This window comes from Nocardia sp. NBC_00403, from assembly GCF_036046055.1.
GTDB lineage: Bacteria > Actinomycetota > Actinomycetes > Mycobacteriales > Mycobacteriaceae > Nocardia.
Map to the genome: position 1 here is coordinate 5,772,301 of NZ_CP107939.1, position 19,314 is coordinate 5,791,614.

A 19,314-nucleotide genomic window follows, 5' to 3' on the forward strand; every position below is an offset into this window, starting at 1 on the left:
GGTGGTCATGATCGATACCGACCGCTTCGTGCCCGAGTATTCGACCAGGAGCCATCTCGGGCACGTCACCTTTGCGGATGTGCAGGTCCGTGCCGCAGATCGTGACCGCGTCCACGCGCACGATCACATCGGCGCTTTCCAGGAGCACCGGGTCGGGTACCTGCTCCCACGAACTCCCGGCCGTGAAAAACCATGGCATACATGACGACTCCCTCTCAGACCGCGAGCACGATCAGTTCTGCTGGAAACTGTCAGCCGACGCGGCTGCCGGAGTGACGGTGCGATCGACGGTGTAGGTGCGCACCTCACACAACAGCGTCTCCACGGTCGAGCGTTCGAATATGTCGGTGCCCGGTCTCATGACGGTCGCCGCGGCCGCGGCGACGCCGTACTCGCATGCATGCAGGCAATCTGCTCCCGCAGCGAGCTGATAGGTGAACGCACCGACCAGGCTGTCGCCCGCGCACGCGTCGCTGCTGCACGGCAGGTGCGGCAGCCGTGGCGCGGAAAGTCTGTGGTGCGAAATGGAATTCGAGCAGACCGCGCCCAGGGCGCCGACCGTGGTGATCGCGTTGGCAACCGAGCCTTTGCCGAGCACGAGTTCGTTGGCGTCTTGGGCGTCGGCGAATCGCTCGATCGGTCTACCGAGTAGTCCCGCGGCCTCGCGGCGGTCGAGCCGGATCGCGAAAGCGGTTTTCTCGAGCACCGCACGTAATTGGGCGCCGGCGATATCGAGTACGGTCCGAGTCTCGGCCGGGTCGATGCGGCGCAGGATCTCGGCGCAGAAGTCGTCGGGTAGCCCTGGAGGTACGCTACCGGTCAGTACCAGATACGGAAACTGTTGCGCGGCAGTGACAATCGTCTCCGCACACCGTTGCCACTCGGGAATGGTCAGTTCAGCGCCCGGTGGCACGATGTGGTAGCTGTGTCCCGAGTGCGCTTCTGCGACAACAACTGCCTCTCGGGTGTCGGAACCGATCTCGATACCGCGATGCGCCAAACCCTCCTCATCGAGCAGCCGATCCAGTCGCCGACCGACCTCACGCCCACACGTGTGCAGCGCGACCGCCGAACCGCCGAGCGTGCGCACGCAACGCGCGACATTGATCCCGCCACCGCCCCCTTGCACCGACCGCACCTGAGCGCGGTTCTTGCCTTCACCGATCAGTCGGTCCACTTCGAGGGAGATGTCGACGGTCGGGTTCAGCGTTACCGTCAGGATCGTTGGAAGCACAGGCATCGAGTCCTCCTCGAACAGGTGGGCACATTCAGATTCCCGCGCCGACGGCGCGTCACCACAGTGCCGAAAGGCCCACACCCGAGGACATTGGTCCAGACCGGACCATAACCCCGGTTGCGCCGCAGGCGGTCCCGGCGATACCCACCACAGACTCGAGCGCTTACACGGCGACGATTGCTTCGCCCGATGGATCCGTGGACATACCGAGCAAGAGAGCGCGAAGATCGATCGGCAGCACAGCGAACACCTGCTCCAGCGCGCCAGGAGAGAACTGCTCCCGTAGCCCGTCGGTGACCAGCCACGCCAAGTCGGCCGCCTCGTCCTCGGTCACCCCGGCCGCTTCGGCGAACTCGGTGATGAACACCGAGGTTCGATGCGAGACAGGCACTTTCGCAGGCTCCCACCCTTCGAAGAAGACGCCACGAAGCAATAGGGGCAATTGCGCGCTCAGACGCGCGGCTGCGGTGACCTCGAGCCGGTCGCGGACACTGTGCAACCAGGCGCGGGCCACCCGGTAGGCGAAGGCGCGGTCCCGGGTAGCCAGGTCGTCGGTAGTCCAGCGCAACCAGACGTGTGCGGTGTGCTCGGCGTGGGCAAAAGGATCATCACGATACGACATAGTCGTAACGGTATGGACGAAGTCCACGAAGCCGCTGCCGGATATCGTCACCCGTTTCGGGGCCAAAGGACCATACCCCGCCATGGTGACCGACCGCACCGCGACGTCAGCGATGACGTGCTCGGGCAGCGGCAAGATGCGGTACCCGAGACCGCCGCGGTGCCTGACCCGTCACAGCTGCCGAGCGCCTCCATGGCGGCTGAATCCGCAGCTCACTGGAGGTCCGCTCTGCCCGCAATCGGCTTGTTCACCGATCCTTGTCCGGTCATGCGCCCAAGTGAGCTCGGAATCCGCCTTGCCTCGAACCACAGCCACCGACAATCGGCGGGGAGGGCAGGTCGTCGGACGGCAGGACGTGGCGTTGTCCGGTGCTGATGGCCGATATTGGTGCACAATCCTCGCGTGTACCCGTTGCGTCGTATCAGCCGCGTATTGCTGGCGTTCTTGCTGGTGGTGCTGGGCGGTACCGTCGGCTACCTGATCCTCGGATTCGGGGTGCTCGACGCGCTCTACCAGACGGTGACGACGATCACCACGGTCGGCTTTCGCGAGATCCATCCGCTCGGCCCGGCAGGCCAGGTGTTCACCATGGTGCTCATCCTGGTCGGCGCGGGCACCGCCCTGTATATGTTCGGTGTGCTGCTCGAGGCACTCATCGAAGGACATCTACGCCAACACATGGAGAGACGTCGAATGGACCGCCAGATACTCCGGATGTCCGGTCACATCATCGTGTGCGGCTGGGGACGTGTCGGCTGCTCGACCGCGCAGTACCTCCGTGGGCTCGGCAAACAAATCGTGGTAATCGATCACGATCCGGCACGCCTACAAAACCTCGAATACCCGAACGTCCTCGGCGACGTCACCGACGACAGCGTCCTCGAGGCCGCCGGAATCGGGCGCGCCCGCGCATTGATCGCCGCACTCGACAGCGACGCCGACAACGTCTACGTGACGCTGTCCAGCAGAGCGCTACGCCACGATCTGGTGATCATCGCGCGAGCGCGGACCGAAAGTTCCAAATCGAAACTCCTTCGCGCCGGGGCGAACAGGGCGGTGAACCCCCAGTTGATCGGGGGTCGCCGGATGGCGGCATTTGCTCTGCAACCCAACGTGGCCGAATTCCTCGACGTCGTCATGCACGACGACACCCTCGAATACCGGATCGAGGAAGTCCAGATCGCGTCGGAGTCACCATTGATCGGCCGCTCCCTGAAAGAATCGGCGTTGCGCCAGCGAACCGGCGCGCTGGTGCTGGCGATCCGGATGCCGACCGGCAAGTTCATCGCTAACCCAACCGGTGAAACCCAGCTTGTCGCCGACACGATCCTGATCGTCCTCGGCACACCAACCCAACTCGACGCCATACGCGACCACACCAATATCTGACACTGAGCTATCGCGCTACCGAGGTCTTCGAGCGACCGAGGCCGGGAAGCAGGCGCTGGCCGAGGACCGCAGGGCACTGCCGGAACCCGCCCGCGAAGTCTTCGGCGACCGCCCCGCAGCCTGAACGCCCCTGTCGCATCGAGGTTCTCAGCGCCGGGGCGCGCGCACTTGATCGAGGCCGGCGCGCAATCCTTGTGCGAGGATGGCGGCGTCTCCGGTGGCCCAGAAGTGCAGGTAGAACAGTCGGGGGGATTCGTGAAGCATGTGGTTGTGCAGCTCGATAACTTGGATGTCGTGGGAGCGCAGCGCCGCGATGACGGGGTTGACCTGGTCGGCGGTCATCGCGAAGTCTCCGTTGATCGCGACCTTTCCGCCGCCCAGCGGCTGGAACATCAACAGCGTGGACGCCTCCATCTGAGGCGGGAGTGTCACATCCGCCCGGGTTTCGGTCACCTTTTGCGCCACCGGAACGCGCACATGGTAGGTGCCGTGCTCAACCTCGCCGGTGGCACCGAGAATAGTGTCGATCGCGGTGGTGTCCAGATCGATCGGCGCCTGGTCCCCTTCGACCTCGGGTGACTGGCCTAGGGGGATGCCGGTCCGTGCCAGGGCCTCACGCAAAGTCCGGGCGATGGGCGCGGGGTCGCCGTAGGCGGCGTAGTGCAGGGCGAACAGGCGGGGTGTTTCGTCTTGGAGGTGCTTGTGGATCGCGGTAATCTCGACGCCGCCTTGTTCTAGCCGCGGTCCCACCGCGTTCAGTTCCTCGGTGGTGAGAGCGGCTTCCCCGATCATGACGACGTTGCCCGGCGTGGTCTCGCGGAAGTCGGCCTCGGCGACGAGTTCCATTCCAGGATCGAGGGTGACGCCGGCGTTGACCACGTGCAGATCAGTCCGCAGCCACTCGATCGCATGCACCCCTCCGTCTTCGATGTGCAGCGGCATTCCCAGTGCTCGGTTCACCGCATCCCAATTCACGCCGGGAGATTGCTCTGGCTCCGATGACGTGCAACCAGCGGTGAGCAGCCCCAGGACGGCGGCGAAGGTCACGGTCGTTGCTGCCCGGCGGTGCCGGTAGGCGGTGCGAATGGTCATGTCACGCCTCCTCGGTCTGAGCTGTGCGTTGTGAGGGTGCGCGGTGAAGGCGGGCGTCTAGAGACCAGGCGCCTGCACCGACGACGAGCAGGAGCAGGCTTCCACACAGTTGTGCGAGATCGGTTCGGGATTCGTGGATGAAGTTCCACCAACCGGATTTGCCGGTGAACAAGGGGGCGTCACCCCACAGGATCGGCAGTTTGGTGATCAGCAGCGCACCTACCATGTCGACGATCATCGGAAGGGCGGCAAGGCGGGTGAACAGGCCGGCGAGAATGAGTGCGCCGCAGGCGATTTCGAAGCCCCCGTCCAGTGGTCCGAAGAAACCCGGGGCGGGGATACCGGCCTTGTCGAACCGTCCGGTGCCCAGGGCGTCCGGATAGAGGAACTTCTGGATCCCCTCGAACAGGAACACCACACCGACATAGAGACGGATCAGGATCACTGAGGCCGGGGCGGTGGTCGCGGTCAGCCGGGCCTGCCAGGTGTCGAGCTGTAACACGGGAATGCCCTTTCTGATCAGCTACTTCGAACACTCACCAGCGGCCATGCGCGGCATCACCGGTCGACTCGGCCCGGATCACAACCGCCGATAACAGCCTCACCTGCATCTACGCGATCTTCGTTGTTTGCTGCGTGGATACTACGGCGACCCCGGCTTGGCCGGAATGACCCTCGGCTCGGTCGGCCGTGCCGTGCTGCACGGGAGCTCAGGTGCCGCTGATCATCGCCAGGTCGGCGAAGACGCGAATCAGCGCATCGGCCGTCGTCACTCTCCGGGTCGGGGTGTCGAGTTCATCGGCAGGCGAACCATGTTCCCAGCCGAGAGCCGTGCGATCTGGCCTCGGCAGTCGATCTCGATCGGCGGCGACGTACCGGGATCCGAGCCGATCTCGACACTGTCGCCGCTGACGCGCACGGTAAGACCGTGGCCTCGGTAGAGGATCGGAAACGATAGCACCCCGAGCGATTTCGGCAAGGACGGACAGAAGATCAGACGGTCGCTGCGGATCTCCAGCCCGGTGAAGCAGCGCTGCAGCAGGTCGATGCTGCCGGCCATCGCGCCGAGGTGAATCCCCTCCGCGGTGGTGCCGCCCTGGATGTCGGCAACGTCGGATTGGAGCACAAGGTCGTAGAACTCCATGGCGCGGTCGCGGTTGGCCCGGGCCAGCACCCACGAATGCACCAGGGCGCTCAGCGTCGAACCGTGCGAGGTGCGGGCCAGGTAGTACTCGATGGTGCGTGGGATCATCTCCGGGGGCAGCTCGTAGCCGAGCCGCTCCATTAGTTCCCGCAGTTCGTCGGCCGACAGCAGGTAGAACAGCATCAGCGCATCGGCCTGCTTGGCAGCGCGGTATCGGTTCACGTCGTCGCCCTCGGCCTCCAGGATCCGGTCCAGCCGCTGGATGTCGCCGTAACGCTGCCGATAGTGGTGCCAATCCAGTTCGGCGAGTTGGTCGTAGCCCTCGAATTGGCTGATCACGCCGTCGTGGAAGGGCACGAACATGCGGACGGTGACATCGGCCCAGTGCACCGGCTCGGACGGCGCCACTGCCAGCGATTCCAGCAGCTGAGCCCGGGAACTCGGGGCGAGCAGCTCGAGTGCGTCGAGCGCACGCAGGATCGTCCACACGGCCATCACGTTCGTGTAAGCGTTGCTATCGATGCCGGCGCGGGGTGTGTGCGGGTATCCGGTGTGGAATTCGTCGGGACCGATCACACCACGGATGGTGTAGCGGTCCCGCGCGGCGTCGTAGGTGGCCAGGCTCGACCAGAAGCGCGCGATCTCCACAAGCAGCTCGGCACCGCAATCGCTCAGGAACTCGAGATCGCCGGTCACCTGGTAGTACTGCCACACGTTGTAGGCGATCGCGGTGCCGATGTGGTAGGCGCGTCGACTGACATCTGGATTCCAACGCCCCGACAGTGGATTGAGATGCAGCCGCTGGCTCTCCTCGCGGCCGTCGGAGCCGGACTGCCACGGGAACATCGCTCCGGCCAGGCCGGCTTCCTCGGCCGCTTGGCGGGCCTCGGGCAGGCGGCGGTGGCGGTACCGCAGCAGCGATCGGGTCAGGGCCGGAAAGCGCAGATTGAGCACCGGAGACACGAACAGCTCGTCCCAGAACACGTGGCCGCGATACGCCTCACCGTGTAGTCCGCGCGCGGGCACACCCACGTCGAGATCCACCGTGTTCGGTGACAGGGTCTGAGCCAGGTGCAGCAGATGTAGCCGCATGATTCGCACCGCGTGTTCGCTGTGGTCGAGGTCGATCCGCAGCCGTGCCCATAGATGCTCCCAGGCCACCACATGCCCCTTGAAAAGCCCCAGGTAACCATCGACGGCACCTAGCTGACGGGCGGCTTCCTCATCGGGTCCCGCTGTCGCGTGGTCGCGTCCGGTGAAAACGGTGACGATCTTCTCCAGCGTCACCGAGTCTCCAGCGGCCATATCGACAGTGAGATCGTGCCCGATCAGTCCGTCTCGGTCGACCAGTTCGCGCGTCGTGTCGACGGTGTCTCTGCCGCGCCGCAGCGTGCTGCGAGTTGCCACCGCCACCGGAATTCCGGACGTGCTGGTCTGCACCGCGAGTAGCACCGAATCGGCGGACAGTTGCTCGGCGCGCACGGTCCTCAGGTGCGTGTTCGACAGGTCGCGGTAGCGCTCCACTCCACGATTCCGTACGGATGCGTCGATGACCGACCGAAGCCCCAGGCTCCCCGACCAGTTCTCGGCGGTGATCGTCGTCTCCAGCGCGCCCAGATGCGGCCGGTGCATGGCGACGAACCGGCGCTGAGTCACCGCGGTGATTCGTCCCGTGGTGTCGCGGAAGCGAAACTGCCGCACGAGTTCGGCGCGGCGCAGATCCAGGTGCTGCCGGTAGCACAGCAGTTCCGCGGAATCGGGGTCGAACCAGTCACCGCCGTCGATCCGGAAGGTCACTGGCAGCCAGTTCGGCAGATTCACCAGGCTCTCGTTGTCGATGGTGGCCCCGGCGAGCTCGTCGGAGAGCCGGTTGTACACCCCGGCGACATAGGTGCCGGGGTAGTGAACCGCCCCGGCCGGGCATTCCGGTGCCGCACCCCGGGTGGCGAAGTAGCCGTTGCCGACCGTGCACAGTGCCTCGCGCAGTTTCTCCCGCGCCGGATCGTAGCCATCGAAGGTGAGTGTCCAGGTATCCCGGACAGCCGTAACGGTTCCGGTGTGCAGCAGCGCCGCGACCCGATCGAGGAAGTCACCGACCTGGCGTGGCCCCGCGACCGCGTATCGAGCGGCGGTGTACCTGTCGCCGTTCTCGTTGTGGCGCACCACGATGGCGAGTCCGTCGGATTCGACGGCGTCGAAGGCATCCTCGTCGGTCAGATCGTCGCCGAGATAGACCGGCATCAGCGGGGCAGTGAGGTGTTCGAGGATCCAGCGCAGTGCGGTGCCCTTGTCCCAGTCCACATCCGGGCGCAGTTCGGTGACCCGGCGGCCGTGAGTCACACGCAGTCCGGCCGCGTGCCCGGTTTCGTGCACTGCGGCGACCACCCGGCTGACTTTTCCGGCCGCCACATTGCGGTGGTGGACGGCGACCGCGAATCGCTTGTGCTCGACCAGGACGCCTGGGATATCACGCAACCGGTGCCGCAGTTCATCGGCGGTCCGAGTGAGTGTGTGTTCGGCACCCGGTGCGGCGTCGTGCACGTACCGGGTGCCGTCGGGCGCCATCAGCTCGAAGCCATGGCTGCCCGCGTACCAGATTCCCTGGACACCTACACGGTCGCGCAGATCGGTCAGGTCGCGACCGCTGATGACCGCGACGGTGCATTCCGTGGCCAGTTTCGCCAGCACCGTCGTCGCTGTGTCGATCGGCTTCGCGGCGGCCGGATCGGCGACTATCTCGGCCAGGGTGCCGTCGAAATCCATCAGCACCGCGGCTCTCTCGGTGTTCAGGAGATTCTCGATGCGCGGCCAGAACTCGAAGACATCCGGAACCTCCGACATCCGGCGGAAGCCGCCGCGCAATCGCACCTGGGCGAGGTCATCGACTACGACATCGGCGCCCTGTGCCCGCAACTGGTCGGCGTGTGCGTTCCGGTCGACGCCGACGACCAGTGCGAAACCGCCGCTTCGACCGGCCGCCACTCCTGCCTCGGCATCCTCGACGACCACGGTGCGTTCAGGTTCGGCGCCGAGCCGCCGTGTGGCCTCCAGCAGCATCGCAGGATCGGGTTTCCCCGCCAGACCCAGTTCTTCGGCGTCGATACCATCGACCCGCACCGCGAACAGGTCGGCGATACCGGCGGCCGCGAGGACCTGTGCGCAGTGGCGGCTGGCGGAGAACACCGCGGTGCGGATTCCCGCAGCGCCGAGCCGCCGGACCAACGTGACCGTCGATTCGAATACCGGGACACCGTCACGCGCGATCCGGTCCCGGAACAGGTCGTCCTTGCGATTGCCCAACCCGCACACGGTTTCGGCGCTCTCCGGATCGGAGGGATCGCCCCAACGCAATGTGATACCCCGCGCGGCAAGGAAGTCGGCGGCGCCCCGATAGCGTGGTTTGCCGTCGACGAAACGCAGGTAGTCGGCTTCGGTGAATGGAGAGCGGTCCTGTCCGGCATAGGCCGGACGTCGGGCAAGAAATTCGTCGAACAGCTCCGTCCAGGCCGCGGCGTGAATCGACGCACTATCGGTCACCACTCCGTCCATATCGAATATCACCGCGTCGTGGCGCCGGGAATCGACCTGCGCAACCGCCCGCTCACCGTTTCCCACGCCTTCAGCCTGACACCGTTCTATTCGTCCTGGCCAGGGGCGAAGGTCTCACAATCGCCCGGCGTAATGGGGTCGCTAGCGGCGATATCCGGGACCAACGACTCCTCCCACGCCGAGGTCCGATTTCCTACTGGGACATACCATCGCCAGAGCCGGTATCCTCGGGACGCCCTGGTCTCGGAGGAGGAACGGCAGCGAGTCGCCATCGGCCGCCAATACCCCGCTAGCACCGGTGCGCCGCGCCGAACCGAGATCACCACCGACCGGTCGGCAGTTCTTGTGCTGTCCACCGACGGTGACACCCCGGACGAGCTGGTGCGCTGCGGTGAGGTGCTGTCCACGGTCCTGCTCGAATGCACACTTGCCGGGTTCGCGACGTGTCCCCTGACCCATTTGACCGAAGTGCCGCGCAGCCGCGCTGTCATCCGCGGCCTGATCGGCCGCACCCAACTGCCCCAGGCCATGGTCCGTGTCGGCACCAGACCCGAATCTGCGGGCAATGATCCAGCAACACCGCGCCGGCCGTTCGCCGAGATCCTCGACATGCCCGAATCAACCGAGCAGGCGCACTGACCGGATTCGGTCCCACGCCTGGGCGATGAACGCGGCACGCGCCAGATCCGATGGCACCTCTGTCAGCCGGCGGTTAGGCGTGGGCCCAACGTCACTGGTACCGGTTACCTTGGCATCTCACGCCCGATGTCTGGTTTGCGCGAAGATTTTTCCGGCAGCAGTGGCAGTTTCAGCCATGGGCAGCAGCCCGCGGCCGCTGCCAGGACAGGTGCGCGATGACGGAATTGGGCCCGCTGGACACGGGTTTCATGGAAATGGAAGACACCGACCCCCGGGTCAGCCTCGGCATCGGGACGGTGGCGATCATCGACGGACCAGCGCCGGCACGGGACCAGCTGCGCGCGTACGTCGATCGCGGGCTGGAACGGCACAGGCGGCTGCGGCAGCGGGTCCGTCGTGCGCCTTTGGACCTGAAAGCGCCGGTGTGGGAGGACGACCCGAATTTCGATCTGGGGCACCACATCCGGTGGACCGCGTTGCCCGACCCGGGTGGCGAGACGGAGCTGCGAGAGGTTGTCGCCACTGAATTGACCGAGCGGCTGGATCGTGATCACCCGCTGTGGGAGGTGGTCGTGGTCGACCACCTGGCGCAGGACCGCTGGGCGATGATCCTCGAGGCTCACCACACCATGGTCGACGGAATCTCCGAGATCACGCTGCTCGAAAGCTTTTGCGACCCGGTCGCTGACGACGCGGGCGAGCACGGTCCGGCGACCGGAAGACGTTCGCGCACAAGTCTTCTGAAACGAATGTTTGAAATGATCCAGGCGCCAGTAACCATACCGCGCTTGGCCATCGGAACTGTGCGTACCCTGGCGCCGGTGCTGTACGCGGCGATCGCGCCGGCCGGCGAATCCTCGCTGAACGGGCCCATCGGGCGGCAACGCCGCTACACGGTGGCGCGAACCATGCTCCCGCAGGTGCGGGAGATATGTTCGGCATTCAGTGTGACGGTCAACGATGTCGCCGTCGCCGCCATCGCCGCCGCCTACCGTCGGTTGTTGCTGGGCCGCGGCGAACATCCCACCCCCACCACGCTGCGCATCGCGGTACCGGTGTCGACGCGAACGACCGAGGCGAAATCCGTTCTGGACAACCGGGTTTCGGCGATGATCTCGCATTTGCCGATCGAGATCGACGACCCGGTCGAGCGCCTGATGACCGTTCACCAGCAGATCCGGCGGCATCGGTCCCGAGGTGAAGTCGACGCCGAGAAATCGTTGCTCTCATTGTCGCAGCGGCTACCGTTCGGGATCGTGGCCGAAGTGTTCCGGCTGGCATTGTGGTTCCCCCAGCGCGGCGTGGGCGCCCTGGCGACCAATATCCCCGGGCCCGGCCGCCGGCTGACAATCGGCGACCAGGAAGTGGTCGAGTTGTGGCCGTGTATTCCGATCGCGCTGCGGGTGCGCACCACGATCGCGATCCTCAGCTACCTCGACCAATTGATCTTCGGCATTACCGGCGACTACGACACCACCCCCGACATCGACACGATCGCCTCAGGCGTCGCGACCGAGATCGCGGTGCTGCTGGCCCGCGCGCGCGGCCGACCGCCACCGCGCCGACCGCAACCGGTCGCGAACCGCGGCAACGGTTCACCCTCGGCCCGACCACGGCACGCACGGTAAGTCATGCATCACCCATCAACCACCACCGGACACAGACCCAACGGAACACACCGGATATCAACGGCGCCAAAAATTTTCTTCCGATGATATTCGCGAACTCCGTGTTGGAGCGGGAGCGGCGTGGAGCACAGCGACCAGGTCGGACGGCGCCGAAAGTCCCGAGATCGAGAGACCGGCGACCCGGACATGCCGGACGTTGCGCCCTTCCGACTGGATAGCGCTATCGGCGATTCTCGATATAGACCAGCTCGCTTTCTCTGGTGGCCGGAAATGCGGAACCGTCTGTGGCTCTGCGGCCCTGACAGCGACACAGTCGAGACGACGTCAGGAGTTCGGATGCCGCAGTGGCGAGACTTTCTCCAGCGCTTGCGCCGCCTGCCGGAACTTCCGGCGCGGCGGCCGCGAATGTGTCTGCTGGTCGAATCGCCGACGCCGCAGCCGAACCGGCGCCACTGCTCGAGGTCCGGGGACCCTCTTTACCCTGGTGCGATCGCGGTGGGATGGCAGCCATGAATACGAACCGGTCACCACAACTCCGCTCTCCTCGACTGCGGTGGCGCTCGACCGTGGTCGAGGGCCACACTGCCCGCTACGCGGTCGGCGGGCTCGGCCCTCGCGTGCTCTTCCTGCACGGCTGGGGACTCGGCGGACAAGCCTATGCCCGCCCGCTCGAACAGCTCATCCGCAGGGGAATGCGCGTGTACATCCCCGCGCTTCCCGGGTTCGGCGGCACCGCCAGCCTGCCTGCCGAGCACCGAACCCTCGCTGGATACGCCCGGTGGGTCGGCCACTTCGCCGACGCGATCGGTTTAACCCGACCGGTGACCATGGTCGGGCACTCCTTCGGCGGCGGCGTCGCGATCAAAACCGCCCACGACCTACCCGACCTCGCCGAGCGGCTCGTACTGGTGAACTCCATCGGCGGCTCGGCGTGGACCGACGGCCGAGGCGTGGTCCGCGCACTGCGCGAACGCCCGCTGTGGGACTGGGGCCTGCACCTGCAGGCCGACCTGCTCCCCGGTCGCCAACTGACCTGGGTCCTGCCGGTGATCTTGCGCGATGCCGTGCCGAACTTGCTGCGGAACCCGACTGCGGTGTGGGAAGTCGCCCACCTCGCCCGAACCGCCAATCTGGCTCCCGAACTCGCTGCGCTTGCCGAACGCCGGCTCCCTGTCTTCGTAGTGTGGAGCAAGCGGGACACGGTCATCCCCGAATCCACCTCGATGTCACTGCAGACAGCACTCAGTGACCCGCGCACCATCACCGTGCCCGGCGGGCACACCTGGCTCATGGACGACCCCCACGCCTTCGGCGAAGTCATCACCAACGTGATCCGCGAACCAGTTATCGGCCCCGACGCCATCGCCGCTCGGGAAGATGTCGAGCCCCAACCTCGACGTGTGCGTCCGTGGGGAGCTTGACGGTTTCGCGACCGCGGCATCGGCGTGTCACCGGCGGCTGCCAATATGCGGATGCCAGGCCTGGTCGGCGGGCGTGAAAATCCCTGTGTTTCGCTCGGCAGCCGTCAGGTGCTAGGGCGCGCCGGTCCCGCGGCGAGGCACACCGATGTCGAATCCGGCGGACATCGTCGGGGTACTGGGCTGCGAAGCATGGTGAGCCACTCACCGAGGCCCGGTTCGCGGAGCGTGCCACTGCGCGGCAGTCGATCGGATCACTGTGCGCCGGAAGAGGTTTCGATGGACCAGCATCCCGCCGCGGACTGATCCGGGAGTTCAGCCTCCGGCGGACTCGCTGCAGCGCTGGCTCGGCCGGTAGTGCTTCGAGGAGAAGTGGGCCGCCGCGATGTCTTCCTGCGCGCGCAGCTGCTCGCTGGTGACCACGTGTGCGTCCGGACCAGGGTAGGTGAGTACCCGGTGTTCCGTGTCGGTCCAGTGCACCAGGTAGGGGGGTGCCCCGTCCCTCCCGTGCACCTCTTCGATGAGACCGTGCCGGACTGTGCTGCCGACACTGCGGCCCTCGACGATCAGCCAGTCCCCTGTCTTTGCTTGCATGACGCCGACCTCCTTGTTTCTGGTCGAATCCATCGTTGCGACGGGCATCGAATCAACGGTAGGGCCGTTGGTCGCTGCGTCGAGGTGTTTTTGTCGTCGCGAGGCTCGCTGCGCTGCCGGAATCAGCCGATGACGGTCGAACCCACGATCGTGCGAAGGAAGGAACCGTAATAGTCACGGCCCGAAACATGATGCACTCCGGCGTGGAAACCATCACCGAGAGCGACTCCCTAGCGGGGACCCCACGCTGTCGCCGACAAGGACGAGATGACGCGCGACGTGAACCACGCTCCCAGTACTGGCGTATCCCGGTTCGCCGCGCTCGCCCGTACCGGCGACGGTGTGCACCGCGCCGAGGTGGTGGACGACGCTGCGGTGACGCCCGATCGCTGAACGACGGCCCCTTCACGATGGCGCGCGACCTGCGCTGGTGGCTGCCTGATGTCGCATACAAAGTAATCATGGATCGACTGCGTCGAGGACCCAAACCGGCGCTGTGACCGGAATCGCCACCGTCGCTGGTCGTCCCCGCAGCCCGGCGTGCGGCGCGGCCCGGTCGGCGCCACGCGATTGCAGGCCCAGCGCGATGCCCTCTACCACGTCCGGATCATCTGTCGCCGGCGCCCGCGCCGAGTATCGCGGGCGGGAGCGAAGTCCGGCCTTGTCGAGCGTGATTCAGCGCTGACGTACCACGATGATCGGGCACTGCACCGAGTGCAACAGCGCGTTGCTCGTGGAGCCGAGCAGCATCCCGGCGAATCCGCCGCGCCCGTGACTGCCCACGACCACCAGCTGCGCACGCTCCGACTCGTCGAGCAGACAGCGAACGGGCCTGTCACGCAAAAGAACCCGTGTCATGGATACATCCGGGTAGCGCTCCGCAAAGCCGGCGAGGCTTTCGGCCAATACCGCGTCCTCGGACTCGCGGATGGCATCCCAGCTGGAAACGGCAATATCGAGCCTGCTCGTCTGGTCACTCCACGCGTGCAGGGCCGTCAGCGAAACCTTGCGCCGCGAGGCCTCGTCGAAGGCGAGTTCGAGGGCAGGCATGCTGTTCGCGGTGCCGTCGACCCCGACCAGCACCGGTTTGACCGACGACAGCACATCGGTCGCCGACGTCGAATGCACCACGGCGACAGGACACTGCGAGTGCCGGGCGACGGCCGTGCTCACCGAGCCGAGGAGCCCGCGCCGGATCGCACCCCGCCCACGGTTGCCGACGACGACCATCCGGGCTCGGCGCGATCGGTCGATCAGGTACGGGATGATCGGATCGAAGATCAGCTTGGTTTTGATGTCCAGTGCCTCGCCGCAGGCTGCCCGCGCAACCCGTGTCGCCTCGGTCAGGACGCGTTCTGCGTCTTCGCGCAGCCATTCCGTATCGGCATCGGTCAGCACCACCCCAGGACCGTATTCCTTCGGGATGGATACGGAGGTGACGATCAGCAGTTGGCAGTGGTGCAGCCCGGCATCCACCGCTGCCCACACCGCCGCGTGACCTGCGGTCGCCGAACCGTCGACGGCGACCACGATCGGCTCCGAGGGTGGCGCAATGCGCTCGGCCACGGTGTCCTCCTCGCTGAATCGGGATGTCATCGGAAGCCATTTCCGATCGAACGATTGATCTGTCGCCATTCCCTGTCCCGACCGGTGTGACAACTGGTGCTCAGCAGTCGGCCCTGCACCAGACCAGCGCCGGCGCACCGACCCAGAATCCGACCAGCAGTGCCAGACCTGCACAGGTCCTGTCGACCGTGGCAGCACCAGAACGCAGTCGGGGGTACTGCCGTCTTGCCGTCACCGCAGCGCCCACCGTGTTCGATTCGATGCTTCGAGCATCCGGTGCGACGCGAACCGACAGCAGAGACCAAGGCCATCCCCTAGCCGGAATCACAGTGGCTGAACGACATCATCCAGCGGGCGCCGCGGCGTCGCCGGAACCTGGTCTGCGCTTGTTGCCGCCCAACCCATGCGGACAATGACCTGGGGGTACCCGAAGTCGGCCAGGATCTCGCTGCGGATGCCGGCCCGGATATCGGGCAGCTCGAGCGGTTCGGTCAGAGGGCATGTCGCCAGCCCCCGCGTCGTCGCGGTCAACAGGACGGCACTGGTGGCCTCACCGGCGCGCAGCCGGGACAGCCGATCGTCGGAGCTGGTGCACAGCAACAACATCCGGGCCGTGTCGTCGATGTCGTGGATCACGGCCTCCGGCAGCGTGGGACTCGCGAACACACGCGTCGTCGGATCGTCGGCGACCACCGCGTTGCGAGCCGGAACACCCTCCGCCGCGGCATGGCGTCCGCTCCAGCGTGCAAGCTCGGCACCATAGGACGAGTCGGCGGCGTGTTCCAGTGCAGCCCGTTCGAAGAATCGCAGTAGAGTCGCGCGGTCTCGAGCGGAGTCGATGTCACGGACGACCACACCTGTTGCGGCGCTGGCCGCTACCACGGCATCGACATAGGTCGACGGGACCTCCCAGGAGGTGAACCGGCGCCGGTCCGTGTGGCGCTGCCCGATGGCCCGCGCCAGTCGTTCCGCCTCGGGGGTCGGGGTCGCCGGATGGAATTCGACAGCCGCCAGATGCTGCGGATCGGCCGGATTCGGCAGCCGGTGCACTTCGGTTTCCCAGCCCAGTCCGAGCGCGGCTACCTGCAGATGATGTAATGCCGCGCCACAGCTCAGCAGCAGATCGCGGCCATCGGGGTCGGCGTGCGGCAGTTGCCGGGTGTCATCGGTATACAGATGCACGGTGGTGTCACCGACCCGCCACCGCCACGGCTGGGTGTTGTGCACCGATGGTGCACGTACGGCCAGCGCCAGCGCCGCCCGCATAGTGTCCTGGTCGGGGTACGAGTGCGACATCGCTCTCTTCTTTCACATTTGTTCGGTGCCAACAGGATTCGTCGATCACGTCGAGCCGGCGGAACATCGTCTTTGCGCCGAGCGATTCGGCCGGCGCGGCTTCGTCGTGTTCGAGCAGATCGGCGATGACGACACCGATGTGATCCTTCGCCAGCGTGGTGACCACAGCTGTGCCGATCCCCGTGCGCCGACAGTGGCGATCGCGCTTCTACACAGAAACCCGGTCACGATTGCTCCCTTTGGCTCGCGGCTCGCTGGTCTGTGTTCAGCATTGCTCGATCGTTCAGCGACGGTGACGGCCGAAGGTCACCGGATCACGGGCCATCGGACAGTGATCGAGGCCGGGACTGCGGCGTCCTCGTTCTCCACCGCTTGAGGGACCTACGACCCTATTCGTGCCTTCGCCCCGCCAGCAGAGTCGACGATCGCCCAGCTGTGCTGCAGTGCCAGATCGACGTAGAACGATTCCGAACCCGCTACCGGCGCCAAGGGCAGCTGCGTCTGCGCGCTGACGGCGCGAATGTCCGATCGACTGCCGTGGTCATCGATCGCCGCCCGCAACCGTTGGGTCACGATCACCGCCGCAGCCACAGATCGACTCACCCGCCTCGTGATCCCGTCTCGGGGTCCGCCATGCATCTCGGTCCAGCCCTGTCACATCGTCATCGTCATCGTCGGCAGGATCCCCCACTGGCGCAAAAGCATCATCATCATGTGCAACATCCGGCCCGCATTGCATCATCGTCGATCTCCTCGCTGAGGTTCGACGTGTTCTTCACGAGACTGCGCCGGACCGACCGCCTCGACCAGGGCCCCAAGTGGCCATATCAACGACCGAAGTCGTGGTGTCCCTGCGGCCCGGTCAACGGAGAAGATTCCTGCTCTGGGAGGACCTTCGCCTCTGGGCGCACGGTGCGACTCGACGAATGATGATCGTGCCAGCGAATGACCACGACATGGAGATTTATCATGACCACAGCGCAGACCATCATGCATCCTGATGTGGCATGCATCGGGGTACGGGACACCATGGACACCGCAGCGCGGCGCATGCGCCAACTGGACGTCGGCGCGTTGCCGATCTGCGACGGCGAAGGCCACCCGGTCGGTATCGTGACCGACCGCGACATCATCATCAAGGTCGTCGGTATCGGAGAGAATCCGAAGTCGACGACCGCGGGCGAATTGGCCCAAGGAGATGACCATTTGCACACCGTGGATGTCGGCGCCGATATCGACGACGCCCTGGCCCTCATGGAACAGCATCAGATCCGGCGACTCCCCGTGACTGAACACGGCAAGCTCGTCGGCATCATCACCGAGGCCGACCTGGCGCGGCGGCTGCCTGAACAGACCATCGGCGAATTCGTCGAGGCGGTGTGCGCCCAGCACCTGCCGATGTCCGCACGCGAAGCTCCGCACGAGTAGGCGCCGGTCCGAACATTCCGTGCAGCCTGTGCCGCGACCTGCTGTCGACAGCGTGCACACCGCCATGGCTGGCCGAGAACTGCAGCCACCTGGCGGACCTGGACGGATTCGCGCGGACGCCAGGGCCGCCTGTGATCGGGCCTAACACCACACGGCAATCCGACCGTTTCAACAGGCTGCCATCCGGCGATCGCACCTCGCGCCCGGCCGGAGTGTCCTGTCATAGCCACAGACCGCCTCATTCGGATCAGCCAGATCGAATGAGTAGCGGCTTTCCGACGAGAGTGGCCACGATGGCGATTCCGGCCCGAAGAGGTGTAAGCGAGACGACAGACAACGTGTGGCAAGCAAGATTACGACGTCGGAATTCACCGATCCAGCCAAGCGCAGGAGAATGATTCAGGGCGCCACCAGCGGGCCGGCCTGCTAACGAGGTCGACCTGGATCGCCGATGTGTTTCTGTTCTCCGCTGTTGAGGCCGATCACGACGTTGTGCGCCGTCGATCGGAGAGGCGTCGACGAGCCGGGTCGGAAAGGTATAGATGGTGAGCTCCCGGAATCCGTAGTGCCGCACGGCTGAGCGGACCAAATTATGGACCGGACTCATTCTCCGAGGGGTGGGCACTTGGGTTGGCGAGCCGGGTCCGCAACAAGATGCGCCATACCAGGGTCATAGACCGCGAAGCTGCACAAGGACATCGAAGGCGACTTCGGCGGTGTCGGTCAGCAGATGGATTTCCGTGGTCGTCGGATCGTGCAGCGCCGAATCCCGCAATGCCAGACCATTACCGAAAATCACCACATTGGCGCCGAGGTCCGCCAGCCGTAGCAGCGGGCCGGTCGCCACGCCGCGACCCAACAGCAGGTCCATGCCTTCGCCGACGAAGTAGAACCGCCACAGCGGACCGAGGTCACCGTGGTAGACCTGCTCGGTGCGGTCCACGATCACCTGTCCCGCGGTGGCGATGGCGTCGACGATCTTGAAGTAGTCGCGGGCGTTTTGCGGGGCACTGCATACCGCAGCCACCGAATACGACAGATCGACGGCGAGGTGGGCGTTGTAGCCCGCCATGGCAAGTCGCGCCGCGGAGACATCGCAGCGTTGCGCCATCTCGAAGTAATTTGCCCACTGCGGTTCGACGACCCCGCCACCGAAGGCGGCATGCACGTTGTCGAGATAACGGCTCAGCAGTTCGAGGCTGATCGCATGTGCGTAGTCCCGGTCGAGGAACGCGCTCGGATCTCGCTGCAGCGGCATAACCGCGGACTCCTCTACTGCATCAAGCCCCAGCGAGAACACGCCACGCCGATCACCGTGCGCAACCAGGATCCGGGTGATCTCACGATGGCGCCGCACTGCGTTCTCCAACCGCTGAAGAGAATCTCCGGCCAACGTTGCGATATCGGACGACCGGACGATGGTGTCCAGTTCAGCCGAGGAAAGCGCTGTTCCACAGGCTGCCGCCTCGACCGCGACCGGGCGCGCGGGATGCGCGACCGCCGTGGGGGCCGATCCGATGGCCGCCGCGGCGAAGGCCGAGCTGACGAGTCCGAGGACACTCATACGATCAAGAGACATGAGCCGCAGCTTAAGTGCCACCGTGACGGCGGACGGGCAACGCCATTACTGGTCGGCAACCACCGGTTGACTCACCTGTGTCCGACCGGGTGGCGACCCGTCGCGGACGGCGACGAAAGTGCGGCCCGCCGTC

At 65.6% G+C, this 19,314-nt stretch carries 17 protein-coding genes and 1 pseudogene; 7 read left to right on the top strand and 11 right to left on the bottom strand.

The genetic code is table 11. The features are described 5' to 3' along the window. Nucleotides 1–16 precede the first annotated feature (16 nt). From OHQ90_RS25690 to OHQ90_RS25700, 3 genes and pseudogenes are all read right to left on the bottom strand, one after another. Nucleotides 17–203: pseudogene (locus tag OHQ90_RS25690) on the bottom strand (alcohol dehydrogenase catalytic domain-containing protein); the annotation flags it as partial. A gap of 29 nt (nt 204–232) precedes the next feature. Then, a complete protein-coding gene (locus OHQ90_RS25695; RefSeq protein ID WP_328401645.1) occupies nt 233–1,240 on the bottom strand; it encodes a 1-phosphofructokinase family hexose kinase in 1,008 nt (335 codons plus the stop codon). 160 nt (nt 1,241–1,400) lie between these two features. Beyond that, a complete protein-coding gene (locus OHQ90_RS25700) occupies nt 1,401–1,859 on the bottom strand; it encodes a DUF2267 domain-containing protein (protein WP_328401647.1) in 459 nt (152 codons plus the stop codon). A gap of 402 nt (nt 1,860–2,261) precedes the next feature. Here OHQ90_RS25700 and OHQ90_RS25705 point away from each other — a divergent pair, with 402 nt between their 5' ends. Next, nucleotides 2,262–3,248 (top strand): potassium channel family protein, encoded by a 987-nt coding sequence (locus OHQ90_RS25705; RefSeq protein ID WP_328401649.1) that lies wholly within the window; start codon nt 2,262–2,264, stop codon nt 3,246–3,248. 147 nt (nt 3,249–3,395) lie between these two features. Here OHQ90_RS25705 and OHQ90_RS25710 read toward each other — a convergent pair whose 3' ends face one another. The 3 genes from OHQ90_RS25710 to otsB all read right to left on the bottom strand — a co-directional run bounded on the left by OHQ90_RS25710 (nt 3,396) and on the right by otsB (nt 9,099). Next, nucleotides 3,396–4,340, bottom strand: a complete 945-nt coding sequence (locus OHQ90_RS25710; protein ID WP_328401650.1) for an LppY/LpqO family protein — start codon at nt 4,338–4,340, stop codon at nt 3,396–3,398. A gap of 1 nt (nt 4,341) precedes the next feature. Next, entirely contained in the window at nt 4,342–4,842 is a 501-nt protein-coding gene (locus OHQ90_RS25715) for a DoxX family protein (RefSeq protein WP_328401652.1), read from the bottom strand. 267 nt (nt 4,843–5,109) lie between these two features. Then, entirely contained in the window at nt 5,110–9,099 is a 3,990-nt protein-coding gene (otsB, locus tag OHQ90_RS25720; RefSeq protein WP_328401655.1) for a trehalose-phosphatase, read from the bottom strand. On the opposite strand from otsB, the gene OHQ90_RS25725 reads away from it, so the two are divergent. From OHQ90_RS25725 to OHQ90_RS25735, 3 genes are all read left to right on the top strand, one after another. Next, a complete protein-coding gene (locus tag OHQ90_RS25725; RefSeq protein ID WP_328413457.1) occupies nt 9,052–9,672 on the top strand; it encodes a hypothetical protein in 621 nt (206 codons plus the stop codon). The two genes, otsB and OHQ90_RS25725, sit on opposite strands and share 48 nt — an antisense overlap. 215 nt (nt 9,673–9,887) lie before the next feature. After that, complete coding sequence (locus tag OHQ90_RS25730; RefSeq protein WP_328401657.1) at nt 9,888–11,300, top strand: wax ester/triacylglycerol synthase family O-acyltransferase; 1,413 nt, start codon at nt 9,888–9,890, stop codon at nt 11,298–11,300. 509 nt (nt 11,301–11,809) lie between these two features. Then, nucleotides 11,810–12,721 carry an alpha/beta fold hydrolase gene (locus OHQ90_RS25735; RefSeq protein WP_328401659.1) on the top strand — a complete coding sequence of 304 codons (912 nt, stop codon included), beginning with the start codon at nt 11,810–11,812 and terminating at the stop codon, nt 12,719–12,721. 312 nt (nt 12,722–13,033) lie between these two features. On the opposite strand, the gene OHQ90_RS25740 is transcribed toward OHQ90_RS25735, so the two are convergent. Continuing rightward, nucleotides 13,034–13,360, bottom strand: coding sequence for a DUF1918 domain-containing protein (locus OHQ90_RS25740; protein ID WP_328401661.1), 327 nt, complete (start codon nt 13,358–13,360; stop codon nt 13,034–13,036). Between the two features lie 219 nt (nt 13,361–13,579). Between OHQ90_RS25740 and OHQ90_RS25745 the strand changes: the two genes are divergently transcribed. Then, nucleotides 13,580–13,705 carry a hypothetical protein gene (locus tag OHQ90_RS25745; protein ID WP_328401664.1) on the top strand — a complete coding sequence of 42 codons (126 nt, stop codon included), beginning with the start codon at nt 13,580–13,582 and terminating at the stop codon, nt 13,703–13,705. A 282-nt stretch (nt 13,706–13,987) separates the two neighbouring features. Here the strand turns inward: OHQ90_RS25745 and OHQ90_RS25750 are convergent, their stop codons facing one another. Both OHQ90_RS25750 and OHQ90_RS25755 read right to left on the bottom strand, forming a co-directional pair. Then, nucleotides 13,988–14,878 (bottom strand): universal stress protein, encoded by an 891-nt coding sequence (locus OHQ90_RS25750; RefSeq protein WP_328401666.1) that lies wholly within the window; start codon nt 14,876–14,878, stop codon nt 13,988–13,990. A gap of 324 nt (nt 14,879–15,202) precedes the next feature. Continuing rightward, entirely contained in the window at nt 15,203–16,174 is a 972-nt protein-coding gene (locus OHQ90_RS25755) for an Acg family FMN-binding oxidoreductase (protein WP_328401668.1), read from the bottom strand. A gap of 106 nt (nt 16,175–16,280) precedes the next feature. On the opposite strand from OHQ90_RS25755, the gene OHQ90_RS25760 reads away from it, so the two are divergent. After that, nucleotides 16,281–16,550, top strand: coding sequence for a hypothetical protein (locus OHQ90_RS25760; RefSeq protein ID WP_328401670.1), 270 nt, complete (start codon nt 16,281–16,283; stop codon nt 16,548–16,550). A 5-nt stretch (nt 16,551–16,555) separates the two neighbouring features. On the opposite strand, the gene OHQ90_RS25765 is transcribed toward OHQ90_RS25760, so the two are convergent. After that, nucleotides 16,556–16,777: a hypothetical protein gene (locus OHQ90_RS25765; RefSeq protein ID WP_328401672.1), complete on the bottom strand. Its 222-nt coding sequence runs from the start codon at nt 16,775–16,777 to the stop codon at nt 16,556–16,558. A 366-nt stretch (nt 16,778–17,143) separates the two neighbouring features. On the opposite strand from OHQ90_RS25765, the gene OHQ90_RS25770 reads away from it, so the two are divergent. Further along, nucleotides 17,144–17,602 (top strand): CBS domain-containing protein, encoded by a 459-nt coding sequence (locus OHQ90_RS25770; RefSeq protein WP_328401675.1) that lies wholly within the window; start codon nt 17,144–17,146, stop codon nt 17,600–17,602. A 670-nt stretch (nt 17,603–18,272) separates the two neighbouring features. On the opposite strand, the gene OHQ90_RS25775 is transcribed toward OHQ90_RS25770, so the two are convergent. Then, nucleotides 18,273–19,181, bottom strand: coding sequence for a DUF5995 family protein (locus OHQ90_RS25775; RefSeq protein WP_328401677.1), 909 nt, complete (start codon nt 19,179–19,181; stop codon nt 18,273–18,275). Nucleotides 19,182–19,314: the final 133 nt, after the last annotated feature.

Coding starts and splice junctions, on each gene's coding strand:
- OHQ90_RS25695 (WP_328401645.1), bottom strand. CDS start 1,240: ATGCCTGTGCTTCCAACGATCCTGACGGTAACGCTGAACCCGACCGTC.
- OHQ90_RS25700 (WP_328401647.1), bottom strand. CDS start 1,859: ATGTCGTATCGTGATGATCCTTTTGCCCACGCCGAGCACACCGCACAC.
- OHQ90_RS25710 (WP_328401650.1), bottom strand. CDS start 4,340: ATGACCATTCGCACCGCCTACCGGCACCGCCGGGCAGCAACGACCGTG.
- OHQ90_RS25730 (WP_328401657.1), top strand. CDS start 9,888: ATGACGGAATTGGGCCCGCTGGACACGGGTTTCATGGAAATGGAAGAC.
- OHQ90_RS25735 (WP_328401659.1), top strand. CDS start 11,810: ATGAATACGAACCGGTCACCACAACTCCGCTCTCCTCGACTGCGGTGG.
- OHQ90_RS25740 (WP_328401661.1), bottom strand. CDS start 13,360: ATGCCCGTCGCAACGATGGATTCGACCAGAAACAAGGAGGTCGGCGTC.
- OHQ90_RS25745 (WP_328401664.1), top strand. CDS start 13,580: ATGACGCGCGACGTGAACCACGCTCCCAGTACTGGCGTATCCCGGTTC.
- OHQ90_RS25755 (WP_328401668.1), bottom strand. CDS start 16,174: ATGTCGCACTCGTACCCCGACCAGGACACTATGCGGGCGGCGCTGGCG.
- OHQ90_RS25770 (WP_328401675.1), top strand. CDS start 17,144: ATGACCACAGCGCAGACCATCATGCATCCTGATGTGGCATGCATCGGG.
- OHQ90_RS25775 (WP_328401677.1), bottom strand. CDS start 19,181: ATGTCTCTTGATCGTATGAGTGTCCTCGGACTCGTCAGCTCGGCCTTC.